This is a genomic window from Geodermatophilus sp. SYSU D00965, assembly GCF_054050075.1.
This window is the reverse complement of sequence record NZ_JBJGYQ010000024.1, coordinates 26186-40409: the sequence shown is the minus strand read 5'-3', so window position 1 is coordinate 40409 and position 14224 is coordinate 26186. Positions and strand designations below refer to the sequence as shown.

The following is a 14224-nucleotide window of genomic DNA, read 5'->3' as shown; positions in this document are numbered from 1 at the left end:
CCGGCCGCGGCGGATGAGCCCAGGGGGCTCCGGGCGCCCCCATCATGGCCCCACCCCGGCGCCGGCGACACCCGGGCGGAGCCCCTTCTGTTACGGGCGTGTTTCGGAGGAGGCCGGCCGGGGCACGCCCCCTCGGCCCGGCCCGGTGCAGAAACTCGCCGTGGACTCGGAGGACTGCTCGCGCGGGAACGCCGCGCGGCGCATCCGGCGGTCCGCGTCCCGAGGGTGCGGACCCGTCTCCCCAGGGATGGCTCCCCATGCGCGTCAGCACGCGGGTCCCCGACCTGCCCCTCCCGGCCCCCGGGCGTGTCCCGTGGTGACGCGCCCCGAGGTGCGCCGCCGTCCGTCCGGCGTGGCCCCGGCGCCGCTCACCGGCCACCCCTGGCGACCGCCGTCGGAGCACCAGCTGCGCGGCGTGCACCCCGGCGTCGCCCTCGACCTGGGCTGGGGGCGACTGGTGTTCGGTCAGACGTTCGCCGACCTGCACGGCATCGTCGACGTGCTGCGTCACGAGAGCCCCGGTCGCCGGGACATCTGCCTCTACCCGCGGGACCCGCAGGTGCTCGTCGGGCTGGCCCCGGACGAGCTGTTCGTCGACCCGAGCTACACGCTCCGGCTGGACCTGCACCGCTACCGCCCCCGCCGTGACCTCATCGACGCGGTGTTCGTCCGCACGGTGACCTGCCCCGGCGACGTCACCGAGATGGAGCGCATCCACCGCACCACCGGCATGGTCACCGGCGACCGGGCGACGACGTGGCGGAACCTGCACGGCCGCACGATCACCTACCTGGTCGCCGAGGACCGCCGGACCGGGCAGGTGATCGGCACGGTGACGGGGGTGGACCACGTCCTGGCCTTCGGCGACCCGGAGGGCGGCAGCAGCCTGTGGTGCCTGGCGGTGGACCCGCGCAACGCGCCACCGGGAACGGGCGAGGCGCTGGTGCGGGTGCTCGCCGAGCGCCACCTCGCCCGCGGCCGGGCCTACCTGGACCTGTCGGTCCTGCACGACAACGACGGGGCCATCGCGCTCTACCGCAAGCTCGGGTTCCGTCCGGTGTCGGCGGTCGCCGTCAAGCGGAAGAACTCGATCAACGCGCCGCTGTTCGTGGCCGGCCCGCCCGGCCTCGACGACCTCAACCCCTACGCCCGCATCGTGGCCGACGAGGCACTGCGCCGCGGCATCCGCGTGGAGGTCACCGACGCCGCCTTCGGCGAGCTGCGGCTGTCCCTCGGGGGCCGGAGCCTGCTGACCCGCGAGAGCCTGTCGGAGCTGACGACGGCGGTGGCGATGAGCCGCTGCGACGACAAGCGGGTGACCCGCCGGATCCTGCAGGGCGCCGGCGTCCGGGTGGCCCGCGGCGCCGAGGTGACCGGCGGGGACCTGACCGCCGCGCTCGCGCTGCTCGGCGAGGTCGGCGAGGTGGTCGTCAAACCGGCGCGCGGTGAGCAGGGCAAGGGCATCACCGTCGGCGTGACCGACCGGGCCGGGCTGCAGCGGGCGGTCGACCTGGCCCTGCGGCACTGCCCCGACGTGCTCGTCGAGGAGTGCGTGCCGGGCGAGGACCTGCGGGTGGTCGTCATCGACCACGAGGTGGTCGCCGCCGCCGTCCGCCGTCCGGCCGAGGTCGTGGGCGACGGGCGGCACGACGTCACGGCGCTGGTCCGCGAGACCAGCCGCCGGCGGGAACGGGCCACCGGCGGCGAGTCGCGGATCCCGCTCGACGAGGTCACCGCCGAGGTGGTGGCCGCCGCCGGGTACGCGATGGACGACGTCCCGCCCGCGGGGGAGCGGATCCGCGTGCGCCGGACGGCGAACCTGCACACCGGCGGGACGATCGAGGACGTGACCGCGCGGCTGCACCCGGAGATCGCGCAGGCCGCCGTCCGGGCCAGCCGGGCCATCGGCATCCCGGTCACGGGCCTGGACTTCATGGTGCCGGACCTCGACGGGCCCGAGCACGTGTTCATCGAGGCCAACGAGCGCCCCGGGCTGGCCAACCACGAGCCGCAGCCGACCGCGCAGCGCTTCGTCGACCTGCTGTTCCCGGAGACCCGCCGCCGGTAGCGGGGTGCCGCGCCCGCTACCGGGGGAGGACGGCGGCCTGCCGCAGCCGGCGGTGCGCCGCCATCCGGACCGGCGCGTCGGCGCTGCCGTAGCCGTCGTAGCCGCCCAGCCGCTGCACCACCTCGACGAACACGCGGTCGCCGAGCACCTCGGTGGCCAGGTGCAGGTAGCCGCCGTGCGCGTCCTCCTCGTAGAACAGGCCGTGCTCGCGGACCGCCGCCAGCAGGTCGCCGGGCAGGTCGAGCCGCGCCTCGACGTCGTCGGCGTAGTTGGCCGGCACCGGCAGCAGCGGCGCGCCGCCCTCCCGCAGCGCCCGCGCGGTGGCGACGATGTCGTCGGTGGCGAAGGCGACGTACTGCGGCTCCGGGACGCCGGGCGCCCACCCGCCGCGCCGCAGCGCCGAGACCGACAGCGCCAGCCGCACCGCCCGGTCCGGCCCGGTGACCGCCCGGGTGCGCACCAGGCCGAAGGGGGCGGCCAGCTCGGTCACCTCCTGCGGCTCCAGCCCGAGCACCGCCCGGTAGAACAGCCCGGCCTCGTCGAACGCGTCGAAGGGCTGGGTGAGCCCGACGTGGTCGACCCGGGTCAGGCCGGCGCCGGGGCCGGCGGTCGCGCCGGTGGGCAGGAAGTCGGCCGGCCAGCCGTCGGGTCCGGTGCGGGTGAAGAACACCTGCGTGCCGTCGGGCGCGGCGACCGCGGACAGCTCGGCCTCCGCCGCCCCCCGTGTGCGGGGCAGCACCGGCGCGCTCATCGCCTCGGCCCGCGCCGCGGAGCGGCCGGGGTCGGCGCTCTCCAGGCCGAGCGCCGCGACGGAGGCGACGCCGGTGGCCGACGGGCGGACGACGGAGGCGTTGAGCAGCACCCGCGCCTGCCCCTGCTCCCACAGCTGGACCGGCTTGGAGCGGTGCTGCCCGGTGTGGGTGAACCCGAGCGTGCCGAGCACCGCCGCCACCTGCGGCCCGGAGACGCCGTCGACGGCGAGCTCGGTGAACGACCAGCCCGACAGCGCCGGCGCCGGCGGCGGGGTGGGCAGCCCGGCGTCGGGGGAGCGCAGCGCGAGCGCCTCCTCCAGCCACTGCAGCGAGCGCATGGCGTCGACCGCCGTCCGGCCAGGGTCCGCCTGCCGGTAGACGTCGTTGAAGACCTCCAGCGACAGCGGCCCGGTGTAGCCGGCGGCGAGCACGCAGCCGAGGAACTCCGGCAGGTCGAAGGCACCCTGACCGGGGAAGAGCCGGTGATGGCGGCTCCACTGCAGGACGTCCATCCGCAGCTGCGGGGCGTCGGCGAGCTGGAGGAAGAACAGCTTCTCGCCGGGCACGTCGAGGAAGCCGGCCGGGTCCCCGCCGCGGGAGAGGACGTGGAAGCTGTCCAGGCACAGCCCGAGGGCGGGGGAGTCGGCCCGGCGGACGGCGTCCCACGACGCCTCCCACGTCGACACGTGCGTGCCCCAGGCCAGGGCCTCGTAGGCGATGCGTGCGCCGCGCTCCCCGGCGCGCGCCGCGGCGGCGGCCAGCTGCTCGGCGAGCGCGTCGGGGTCGGCGACGGCGTCCGGGGCCACCGAGGAGCAGACCAGCACGGTGTCCACGCCGAGGGCGGCCATCACATCGAGCTTGCGGTCGAACCGCCGCAGGTTGCGGGCGAAGCGGTCGGGGTCGGCGGAGTCCAGGTCCCGGAAGGGCTGGTACAGGTCGATCGACAGGCCCAGGTCGGCGCAGCGCGCGGCCAGCTCCGCCGGGGACCACGGCGAGGCGACCAGGTCGGGCTCGAAGACCTCGACGCCGTCGAACCCGGCGGCCGCGGCCGCGGTGAGCTTGTCCTCCAGGGTGCCGGAGAGGCAGACGGTCGCGATGGCCCGCCGCGGGCGCTCAGCGGATGCGGACATCGGGCCCGGAGACCAGCGAGGTGAAGTGCGCCAGCATCCGCTCGGCGTCGGGCTCGACGCCGGTGAACAGCCGGAACGCGTCGACGGCCTGGAAGACGGCCATGCCGCCGCCGTCGAGCACCCGGCAGCCGAGCTCGCGGGCGGTGCGCACCAGCTGCGTCTCCAGCGGGCGGTAGACGATGTCGGCGACCCACAGCCCGGGGCGCAGCAGGCCGGCGTCCACCGGCAGGCCCGGGTGGGCGGCCATGCCGGTCGGGGTGGCGTGCACCAGCCCGTCCGCGTCGCGCAGCGCTCCCTCGAGGGTGGCGAGGTCGCCGCCGGTGGCGCGGGCGTCGCCGAACCGCTCGCGCAGCGCGCCGGCCAGCTCCACAGCGCGCTGCGGGTCGACGTCGGCGACGGTCAGCCGGCGGGTGCCCAGGGTGAGCAGCGCGTGCGCGACCGCCGCCCCCGCCCCGCCGGCGCCCAGCAGCACCACGCGGTCCAGCGCGGCCTCGGGCAGCCCGCGGTCGAAGGCGCGGGCGAAGCCGGACCAGTCGGTGTTGTGCCCGACCGCCCGGCCGTCGCGGAGGACGACGGTGTTGACCGCGCCCAGCGCCTCGGCGTCGGGCGAGAGCTCGTCGAGGTGCGGCAGCACCAGCTGCTTGCAGGGGTGGGTCACGTTCAGGCCGTCGTAGCCGGCCAGCCGGGCGGCGGCCAGGATCTCGCCGATGGCGGTGGCCGGCCGCTCCAGGACGTCGAGGTCCAGCCGCCGGTAGAGGTAGCGGATGCCGAGCTCGTCGGCCTCCCGCTCGTGCAGCGGAGGGGTCAGCGAGGGGCCGATGCCGCTGCCGACCAGACCGACCAGGAAGCTCTGCGCGCCGGAGGTCATGGACCGTCTCCTGCCTATGTACCAGCTGGTGAGTTGTTACAGGGGACCACATCCGGCGGCCGCCCGCCAGCCCCTGCCGTGATCCGGGCCACGGCACCGCGGCGAGGCCGCCGGAGGCGGCACCTAGGCTTCCGGGGACGGAACGGGTCGTCGGAGCGGGAGGGGTCCGGAGTGGCTGCGCAGTACTCGGAGGACGAGCCCCTCTCCGGCCCGGGGAGCGCACCCGAGCGCACGCGGGACGCCGACCGGACCCGGGCGGAGATCCTCGCCGTCGCCACGGCCGAGTTCGCCGACCGCGGCTACGCCGGCGCCCGCATCAACGAGATCGCCGACAAGCTGAGCACCACCAAGCGGATGATCTACTACTACTTCGGCGGCAAGGAGCAGCTCTACGTCGCCGTCCTCGAGCAGGCCTACAGCCGCATCCGCGGCGTTGAGCAGCAGCTCGACGTGGAGCACCTCGACCCGGTGGAGGCCATCCGGGAGCTCGCCGGCCTGACCTTCGACCACCACGAGGCGCACCCGGACTTCATCCGGCTGGTCAGCATCGAGAACATCCACCGGGCCGAGCACATCGCCCGCTCCGAGGTGCTCTCCACGCTGGCCAACCCCGCCCTCGACGTCCTCGGCCGGATCCTCGAGCGGGGCTGGGACGCCGGGCTGTTCCGGGACGACGTCGACGCGCTCGACGTGCACCAGGTGATCAGCGCCTACTGCGTCTTCCGCACCGCCAACCGGCACACCTTCGGCGCCATCTTCGGCCGCGACATGCTCGACCCGGCCCGCCGCGACCACCAGCGCCGGCTGCTCGGCGATCTCGTCGTGGACTGGCTGACCGCCCGCTGACCTGCGCCTCCCCGTCGCCGCCGGACGAACTGGCCCCGGCGGCTTGACACGGTGACGGCGGTCACCTCACCATCTGGTACGTAACCAGTTGGTACATAAGCCGCTGGGAGCACCGCACCGGCCCCGCACCCAGGGCCCAGGGCGGCACGGGGAGCCGGGGATCCCGGCCGCCGCCCGCAGCACCGCACCGCCGACCATCCCGGGTACGTCCCGGACGCCCTCCGGCACGACGAGATCGCTGCCGCCGCGCCTCCTCAGGAGACCGACATGAGCACGACCACACCACCCGGTGGGACCACGCACGAGCACACGCCCCGCAAGGCCGCCGTCGCCAGCTTCGTCGGCAGCATGCTCGAGTACTACGACTTCTTCATCTACGGGGCGGCCGCCGGGCTGGTCTTCCCGCAGGTGTTCTTCCCCGAGAGCAACCCGAGCACCGGGATCCTGCTGTCGCTGGCCACCTTCGGCGTCGCCTACGTCGCCCGGCCGCTGGGCGCCGTCGTCATCGGCCACTTCGGCGACAAGGTCGGCCGCAAGAAGATGCTGGTGCTGACCCTGCTGCTGATGGGCGCCTCGACCTTCCTCATCGGCGCGCTGCCCTCGTACGGCGCGATCGGCGTGGCCGCCCCGATCCTGCTGGTCCTGATGCGGATCCTGCAGGGGCTGTCGGCCGCCGGTGAGCAGGCCGGCGCCAACTCGATGACGCTGGAGCACTCGCCCGAGGGCAAGCGCGGGTTCTTCACCAGCTTCACCCTCGTCGGCACGCAGGCCGGCCTGATCCTGGCCAACCTGGTCTTCATCCCCTTCGCGCTGCTGCCCGAGGACCAGTTCCTCAGCTGGGGCTGGCGGATCCCGTTCTTCCTGTCCGCGGCCGTCGTCGCCGTCGGCTACTGGGTGCGCCGGTCGCTGCCCGAGACGCCGGAGTTCGAGCGGGCCAGCGAGGAGCACGAGGTCGCCAAGCTGCCCGTCGCCGTCCTGTTCCGCGACCACTGGGCCTCGGTGCTGCGGGTCGTGCTGTGCGCGCTGGTCTCGGTGGTCAGCACGATCGTGGGCACCTGGGCGCTCGCGCAGGGCACCAGCGAGGCCATCGGCATGGAGCGGTCGACCCTGCTGTGGATGATCGTCGTGGCCAACGCCATCGCGCTGGGCACGCTGGTGCTGTGGGCCCGGCTGTCGGACCGGATCGGCCGCCGTCCGGTGTTCGTCTTCGGCGCCCTGGGCTCGGCCGTGGCGATCTTCCCCTTCCTGTGGGCGGTGCAGAACGGGAACGTCGCGCTGGTCTTCGTGTTCGGCATCCTCATCTCCGGCGTCACCTACTCGGCGGCCAACGGCATCTGGCCCTCCTTCTACGGCGAGATGTTCGACACCCGGGTCCGGTACTCCGGCACGGCGATCGGCACGCAGATCGGCTTCGCCCTCGGCGGCTTCTCGCCGCTCATCGCGGCCGCGATCGTCGGTGACGGCCCGAGCGGCTGGGTGCCGGTGGCCGTGCTGACCGCCGCTGCCGCCGTCGTCGCCGGCCTGTGCGCCCTCACCGCCCGGGAGAGCGCGCACGTGCCGCTGGAGCAGCTCGGCTCCAAGGACGCCACCCCGCGCGACCGCGCCCTCGTCGGCGCCTGAGAGAGGACCCCGCTGCCCCCACCCCTCGCGCGCTCGGGGCGGGACCCTGCAGCGGGGCCACCGACCTGCGGGCCCCGGCTCTCCGGCCGGGGCCCGCAGGCCTGTTCCCCGGAGGTCTGCATGTCCGTCCTCGTCGAGACCACGACCGGGCCCGTCGCCGGGCGGTCGGCCGACGGCGTCCGCAGCTGGCGGGGCGTCCCGTACGCCCGCGCCGAGCGATTCGGCCCGGCCGCCCCGGTCCCGCCGTGGCGCGCGCCCCGGGACGCCACGGCACCCGGCCCGGTCGGCGTCCAGTACCTGCCGAACGGGACGCTCGTCGGCGTCGAGGAGTGCCTGACCCTCGACGTGTACGCACCCGACGGCGCCGACGGCCCGCTGCCGGTGCTGTTCTGGGTCCACGGCGGCGCCTTCCAGACCGGCGCCGCCGCCGACTACGACGGGTCGGTGCTGGCCGCGGCCGGGCCGGCGGTCGTCGTCGCGGTCTCCTACCGGCTCGGCCCGCTCGGCTTCCTGCAGCTGGGCACCGCCGACGACCCCGAGCCCAGCCCGGCGATGACCGACCTGCTCGCCGCCCTGGACTGGGTGCAGCGGGAGGTGTCGGCCTTCGGCGGGGACCCCGAGCGGCTCACGCTCGTGGGCCAGTCGGCCGGGGCGAGCCTGGTGTGCGCGCTGCTCGCCACGCCGGCCGGGCGCCGCGCCCGCGCCGCGATCGCCTTCTCCATCGGCGGGTTCCCCCAGGAGCCGGCCGAGAGCGCCGACGTCGCCGGCCGGGTGCTGGCCCGGCTCGGGGTGCCCCGCACCGACCTCGCGCGGCTGCGCGACCTGCCGGTCGAGGCCGTGCTGTCGGCGGCCCGGGGGGCGGCCGCGGGCAGCCGGCGGGAGTACCTCGGCGGCGTGCTCTTCGGCCCCGTCCGCGACGGCGTCGTCCTGCCGGAGAGCCCGCTGGACGTCGTCGCCCGCGGCGACCTGCGGGGGACCCCGCTGTGGCTGGCCTCCTGCCGCGACGAGATGACCGTGATGCTCCAGGGCGGCTCGGACGACGCCGCCGCGGTGGCGCGCTCGCACGTCGGCGACCCGGCGTTCGACGCCCTGCTGGACGTGTACCGGCGGACGGCGCGGCCGGGGGAGGACCCGCTGCAGGCGCTGCTCACCGACGAGATGTGGGTGCGCCCGGCGGTCCGGCTGGCGCAGGCCCAGGCGGCGGCCGGCGGCCGCGCCTGGCTGAGCCGCTTCGACGCCGCGCCGTCCCTGCCGCCGTTCGACCGGCTCGGCCCCACGCACGGCGCGGACAACGCCTGTCTGTGGGCGCACCCGCCGCGGTTCGTCGAGCGGCCGCTGCTGGCCCGCCCGGCCGGGGACATGAGCCCGGCCGACCGCGCGGTCACCGCGGCGCTGCACGACTCGGTGCTGTCGGTCGTGCGCGGCGGGACGCCGGCCGCCGGCGTCCTCGAGCAGTGGCCGCCGTACGAGCCGGCCGCCCGTTGCGCGGCGCTGTTCGACGCGGTCCCGCGGGTGGTCGCCGACCCCGACGGCGAGCGCCGCCGCGCCTGGGAGGCCGTCGGCGGCTGACCGGCCGGCGGGTCAGCCGGGGGAGACCGTCACGCTCGGCGCGGTCAGCGTCGCCTTGAGCGCCCCGAACAGACCCAGCACCGCGGCGGCGACGGCGCACCACGCGCCCGCGCCCAGCCGGGCGGGGTCCCACCCGGCGGCGGCCAGCGCCACGAGGACGGCGACGGTCACGGCCTCCGCGACGAGCAGGGCCAGCACGCCCACGACGCGGTGGGTGCGCGCGCGGCGGAACAGGACCAGGCCCAGCAGGAACAGGACGCCGCCGCCCACCGCCACCACCAGCGCCGGCCACGCGTCGCTGCCGGCCAGTTCGGCGACGCCGGAGCCGAGCGTGCGCACGCCCTCGACGACCCGCACCAGGCCGGTGGTCCCCACGTCCTGCCCCCAGGGCAGCCAGATGCCCAGGCCCGCGGCGACACCGGCCAGCACCAGCGCGGCCCCGGCGACCCGGTCGGCGCGGCGCAGCACGACCAGCCGGTGCTCGGCGACGGTGGCCCCCGTGGGGGGTTCGGCGACCGCGGCTCCGGACCACCCGCCGGCCGCCGCCCCGGCGTCGACGGTCCCGGTGCCGACGGTCTCGGCGCCGGGGGTCTCGGGGCCGGCGTCCTCGGGCGGCTCGACGGGGAAGCCGAGGACGGCCGGCTCGGTGTCGGCCGCGCCCGGGGCGCCGGCGTCCTCGGGCACCGACAGCGGCCGGGTCGTCCCGTCGTGCGTGACGGTGGGCGGGGGGAGCGGGTCCCGGCTGCGCGGCGCAGGGGCGGCGGAGCGGGCGGACAGCTGCTGGGGCTCGGTCACCGGTGCCTCCGACGACGTGGGCGCGGGGAGACGCCCGACACCTCGAGGGTAGGGCCGGCGGGCGCACGGGACGGCCGTGCGCGGAACGGGAACGAGCGGAACCCCGGCGCGTCGCGCCCGGCGCGCCGCGCCCTCAGTTCAGGCGGGACCGCCAGTCGGCGGGCACCCGGCCGCGCGGCCCGGGCGCGGGCTGGTCGGCGGGGTGGGCGAGGGGCGGGGCCAGCTCCGGACCGGTCACCTGCCGCTCGGAGGGGAAGTCCCAGAACCAGCCCTCGCCGGGCTCGAAGCTGCGCACGACGGGGTGCCCGGTGGTGGCCGCGTGCTCCCGGGCGTGGCGGGACGGCGAGGAGTCGCAGCAGCCGACGTGACCGCACTGCGCGCACCGGCGCAGGTGGAACCACCAGCCGCCGGTGGCGTCGCACTCCACGCAGCCGGTGCCGCTGGGCGGCACCGACGGGTCGATCCCTGCGGTCATGGCGGCGTCCTCCTCGTCCGGCGGCGGGCGTCCACCGTAGGACGCCCCGTACCCGAAACGGGTGTCCCGAGGGCGCGGGTGCGGACTAGCGTGGCCCGCGGCAGCTCCGGCGACCGACGTCGTCTCGCCGGCGCCGAACCGCACCCGCTCCCCCCACCCGACTCTCGCGTGCGCCGGGGAGCGACGGACAGGAGGGCGTCATGGCCAGACCGGTCCTGCTCAGCGTGGACGACGACCCGGGGGTCTCCCGCGCCGTCGCCCGCGACCTGAGACGCCGGTACGGCGAGGATTACCGGGTGCTCCGCGCGGGCTCGGGCGACGAGGCCCTGGAGGCGCTGCGCGAGCTGAAGCTGCGCGGCGACCCGGTGGCGGTGCTGCTGGCCGACTACCGGATGCCCGGCATGAACGGCATCGAGTTCCTCGAGCGGGCCATGGACCTGTTCCCCCGCGCCCGCCGGGCCCTGCTCACCGCCTACGCCGACACCGACGCCGCGATCTCCGCGATCAACCTCGTCGACGTCGACGCCTACCTGCTCAAGCCGTGGGACCCGCCCGAGGAGAAGCTCTACCCGGTGGTCGACGGCATGATCGACGCCTGGCGGGCCGCTCCCGACGCGGGGTTCGAGGGCGTCAAGCTGGTCGGCCACCGCTGGTCGGCGCCGTCCTTCCGGGCGCGGGACTTCCTGGCCCGCAACGCGGTGCCCTACCGCTGGTACAGCGCCGACGAGCCCGAGGGGCAGCGGATCCTGTCCGCCGCCGGGGCCGGGGCGGACGACGTCCCGGTGGTGGTGACCCCCGACGCACGGGTGCTGCGGCATCCCAGCGAGGCCGAGCTGGCCGGCGTCGCCGGCCTGGACACCGAGCCGCGCGAGGACTTCTACGACCTGATCGTCGTCGGCGGCGGGCCGGCCGGTCTCGGCGCGGCGGTCTACGGCGCCTCCGAGGGGCTGCGCACGGTCCTGGTCGAGCGGGAGGCGACCGGCGGGCAGGCCGGGCAGAGCAGCCGGATCGAGAACTACCTGGGCTTCCCCGACGGCGTCTCCGGCGGTCAGCTGGCCGACCGGGCGCGCCGGCAGGCGGTGAAGTTCGGCGCCGAGCTGCTGCTGGCCCGCGACGTGGTCTCGCTGGAGGCGCACGGCCCCAAGCGGGTGCTGCGGCTCGACGACGGCCGCGCCGTGGCCGCGCACGCCGTCGTCCTGGCCACCGGCGTCTCCTACCGCAGCCTGGGCGTCGCCGGCGTCGACGACCTCACCGGCCGGGGCGTCTACTACGGGTCGGCGATGACCGAGGCCGCCGAGTGCGCCGACCGGGACGTGTTCGTCGTCGGCGGCGCCAACTCCGCCGGCCAGGCCGCGGTGTTCTTCTCCCGGTACGCGAAGTCGGTGTGCCTGCTGGTGCGCGGGCCGTCGCTGGAGGCGTCGATGTCGGCCTACCTCATCGAGCAGGTGGCCGGGATCCCGGGGATCTCGGTGCGGACCTGCACCACCGTCGCCGCCGCGCACGGCGACGGGCACCTGGAGGCGATCACCGTCCAGGACGCCCGCGGCGGCGGGACCGAGACGCTGCCGGCCAGCCACCTGTTCGTGTTCATCGGCGGCGCGCCGCGCACCGGCTGGCTCGACGGCGTCGTCCACCGGGACGACCGCGGGTTCATCCCGACCGGGCCGGCGCTGCTGGAGGACGGCCACCGCCCGCCGGGCTGGTCGCTCGACCGCGACCCGTACCTGCTGGAGTCCAGCCTCCCGGGGGTGTTCGTCGCCGGCGACGTCCGGGCCGACTCGGTCAAGCGGGTCGCCTCGGCGGTGGGAGAGGGCGCGATGGCCGTGACCCTGGTGCACCGGTACCTGGGGGAGAGATGACCGAGCTCGCGAGGTCATCCGGAGGCAGAGCACCTCTGGGCACGGGTTCGACGAGCGCCAGCGAGGAGGACCAGTGACCACCGCGGCGAGCCGGCTGGGCCCGGCGGAGCTGCGCGAGCTGTTCCTCTTCGCCGACCTCGACGACGAGCAGCTGGCCTGGGTGGCCGAGCACGGTGACGTGGTGGAGTGCCCGGCCGGCTCCGACGTGTCGGTCGAGGGCGAGCCGGCGACGTGCTTCTACGTCCTGCTGGACGGCGAGATGACCATGGTCCGGTTCGTCGGCGGCAGCGAGGTCGAGACGATCCGGACCTCGCAGCGCGGCGTGTACTCCGGCGCGGTGCAGTTCTACATCGGGGAGCGGATCGCGCAGACCTACCCGGGGACGGTCCGGGCGGTGACCGACTGCCGGTTCCTCGCGCTGCCGGCCGCCGAGTTCGAGGCGGTCTTCCGGCGCTGGTACCCGATGGCGGTGCACCTGCTCGAGGGGCTGTTCTTCGGCCAGCGCAACATCGCCGAGCTGGTCAGCCAGCGCGAGCGGCTGCTCGCCCTCGGCAAGCTCAGTGCCGGCCTCACCCACGAGCTGAACAACCCGGCCGCGGCGGCGTCCCGGGCGGCGGCCTCGCTGCGGGAGCGCTTCGCCGGCATGCGGCACAAGCTGGCGCTGCTGTCCACCGGCAAGCTCGACGCCGCGGTGCTGCGCGCGCTGACCGACCTGCAGGAGGAGCTGGTCGCGCGGGTCGGCAGCGCCGCCGAGCTCGGCGCGCTGGAGCGCGCCGACCGGGAGGACGAGCTCGGCGACTGGTTCGACGAGCACGGGATCGGCGGGGCCTGGGAGCTGGCCGGCGTCTTCGTGCCCGCCGGGCTGGGGCCCGCGGACCTCGACCGGGTGGCCGACGCCGTCGAGCCCGCCGCGCTGGAGTCGGCCGTGCGCTGGCTGGCCTACACGGTGGAGACCGAGACGCTGATCGGCGAGATCACCGACAGCACCGGCCGCATCTCCGCCCTGGTGGACGCGGCGCGGCAGTACTCCCAGCTGGACCGCGCGCCGCACCAGCCCACCGACCTGCACGCGGGCCTGGACGCCACGCTGGTGATGCTCAGCGCCAAGATCCCGCCGGGGGTGACCGTCGTGAAGGACTACGACCGGTCGCTGCCGTTGGTGCCCGCCTACGCCGGCGAGCTCAACCAGGTGTGGACCAACCTGGTCGTCAACGCCCTCGATGCGATGGCGGGGGAGGGGACGCTCACCCTCCGCACCGGCCGGGACGGCGACTGCGCCCTGGTCGAGGTCGCCGACACCGGCCCGGGCATCCCCGAGGACCTCCGCCGCCGGGTGTTCGAGCCGTTCTTCACGACCAAGCCGGTGGGCCAGGGCACCGGCCTGGGCCTGGACGTCTCCTACCGCATCGTCGTCACCCGGCACGGCGGCGACCTGCGGGTGCAGTCCCGGCCCGGGGACACCCGCTTCCAGGTGCTGCTGCCGCTCGCGGAGGTCCCGCGCGGCTGAGGCCGGGGCGCTGCCGCCGCCCCTGCCCCTGCCCCTGCCCCTGCCCTGTTGATCATGGGGTCGTTGCGCCCGGACACGCCGGCAGCGGCGTGGCCGGCGGCAACGACCCCATGATCAACGGCCGACGGGGGCGGGCGAGGCGCAGCATGGACGGCGGAGGGGGCATCTGGCTGGTCTTCGCGCTGTTCTTCCAGACCGGCCTGGACTACACCCCGCTGCAGTCGGGCCTGGCGGTCACGCCGTTCGCCCTCGGCGCCGCGGTCTCGGCGGTGGTCGCCGGCCAGCTGGTCGAGCGGTTCGGCCGCGCCATCACGGTGCTGGGGCTGGTCCTGGTGATGACCGGGCTGGCCGCGGTCGCCGTCGTCCTGCTGACCGTCCCGCCGTCCGCGGTCGGGTGGGCCACCGCGCCGGCGCTGCTGCTGGGCGGGATCGGCGGCGGCTGCGTGATCTCCCCGAACGTGACGATGACGCTGCGCGACGTCCCGGTGCGGATGGCCGGCGCCGCGGGCGGCGGGCTGCAGACCGCGCAGCGGTTCGGTGCCGCGATCGGCACCGCCGCGCTGCCGGGGCTGTTCTACGTCGTGCTCGCCGCGACCGGGCAGGACTACGCGTCGGCCGCCGCGGCCGGCCTCGCGGTGGCCGTGGCCGGGGTGGGCGCCGCCCTCGTGCTGGCCGTGGTCGACGTGCGGCACGCCCGCCGGCGGGACGACGCGCAGGACGACGCCCGCTCCTGAG

The 14224-nt window shown here is 76.0% G+C and carries 11 protein-coding genes; 7 read left to right on the top strand and 4 right to left on the bottom strand.

The window, feature by feature from the left end; genetic code table 11:
• The first annotated feature begins 316 nt into the window (after positions 1-316).
• Complete coding sequence (gene ngg / locus ACI789_RS20190; protein ID WP_457011160.1) at positions 317-2068, top strand: N-acetylglutaminylglutamine synthetase; 1752 nt, start codon at positions 317-319, stop codon at positions 2066-2068.
• 16 nt (positions 2069-2084) lie between these two features.
• Here the strand turns inward: ngg and ACI789_RS20185 are convergent, their stop codons facing one another.
• A complete protein-coding gene (locus tag ACI789_RS20185; RefSeq protein WP_457011158.1) occupies positions 2085-3950 on the bottom strand; it encodes a bifunctional sugar phosphate isomerase/epimerase/4-hydroxyphenylpyruvate dioxygenase family protein in 1866 nt (621 codons plus the stop codon).
• Positions 3934-4818, bottom strand: coding sequence for a shikimate dehydrogenase (locus ACI789_RS20180; RefSeq protein WP_457011156.1), 885 nt, complete (start codon positions 4816-4818; stop codon positions 3934-3936). The genes ACI789_RS20185 and ACI789_RS20180 overlap by 17 nt, the downstream gene beginning before the upstream one ends.
• Before the next feature lie 171 nt (positions 4819-4989).
• Between ACI789_RS20180 and ACI789_RS20175 the strand changes: the two genes are divergently transcribed.
• The 3 genes from ACI789_RS20175 (at position 4990) to ACI789_RS20165 (ending at position 8853) form a co-directional block, all read left to right on the top strand.
• Positions 4990-5664, top strand: a complete 675-nt coding sequence (locus ACI789_RS20175; RefSeq protein WP_457011155.1) for a TetR/AcrR family transcriptional regulator — start codon at positions 4990-4992, stop codon at positions 5662-5664.
• 267 nt (positions 5665-5931) lie between these two features.
• A complete protein-coding gene (locus tag ACI789_RS20170) occupies positions 5932-7284 on the top strand; it encodes an MFS transporter (protein WP_457011153.1) in 1353 nt (450 codons plus the stop codon).
• A 120-nt stretch (positions 7285-7404) separates the two neighbouring features.
• Positions 7405-8853: a carboxylesterase family protein gene (locus ACI789_RS20165; RefSeq protein ID WP_457011152.1), complete on the top strand. Its 1449-nt coding sequence runs from the start codon at positions 7405-7407 to the stop codon at positions 8851-8853.
• Between the two features lie 12 nt (positions 8854-8865).
• Here ACI789_RS20165 and ACI789_RS20160 read toward each other — a convergent pair whose 3' ends face one another.
• Together ACI789_RS20160 and ACI789_RS20155 are read right to left on the bottom strand one after the other, a co-directional pair.
• On the bottom strand, positions 8866-9648 hold the full coding sequence (locus ACI789_RS20160; RefSeq protein ID WP_457011151.1) for a hypothetical protein: 783 nt from the start codon (positions 9646-9648) through the stop codon (positions 8866-8868).
• Between the two features lie 133 nt (positions 9649-9781).
• Positions 9782-10123 (bottom strand): UBP-type zinc finger domain-containing protein, encoded by a 342-nt coding sequence (locus tag ACI789_RS20155; RefSeq protein WP_457011150.1) that lies wholly within the window; start codon positions 10121-10123, stop codon positions 9782-9784.
• Between the two features lie 200 nt (positions 10124-10323).
• Here ACI789_RS20155 and ACI789_RS20150 point away from each other — a divergent pair, with 200 nt between their 5' ends.
• From ACI789_RS20150 to ACI789_RS20140, 3 genes are all read left to right on the top strand, one after another.
• Positions 10324-11982: an FAD-dependent oxidoreductase gene (locus ACI789_RS20150; RefSeq protein ID WP_457011149.1), complete on the top strand. Its 1659-nt coding sequence runs from the start codon at positions 10324-10326 to the stop codon at positions 11980-11982.
• A 73-nt stretch (positions 11983-12055) separates the two neighbouring features.
• Positions 12056-13489, top strand: a complete 1434-nt coding sequence (locus ACI789_RS20145; protein WP_457011148.1) for an ATP-binding protein — start codon at positions 12056-12058, stop codon at positions 13487-13489.
• Between the two features lie 146 nt (positions 13490-13635).
• Positions 13636-14223, top strand: a complete 588-nt coding sequence (locus ACI789_RS20140) for an MFS transporter (RefSeq protein WP_457011147.1) — start codon at positions 13636-13638, stop codon at positions 14221-14223.
• Position 14224 lies beyond the last annotated feature (1 nt).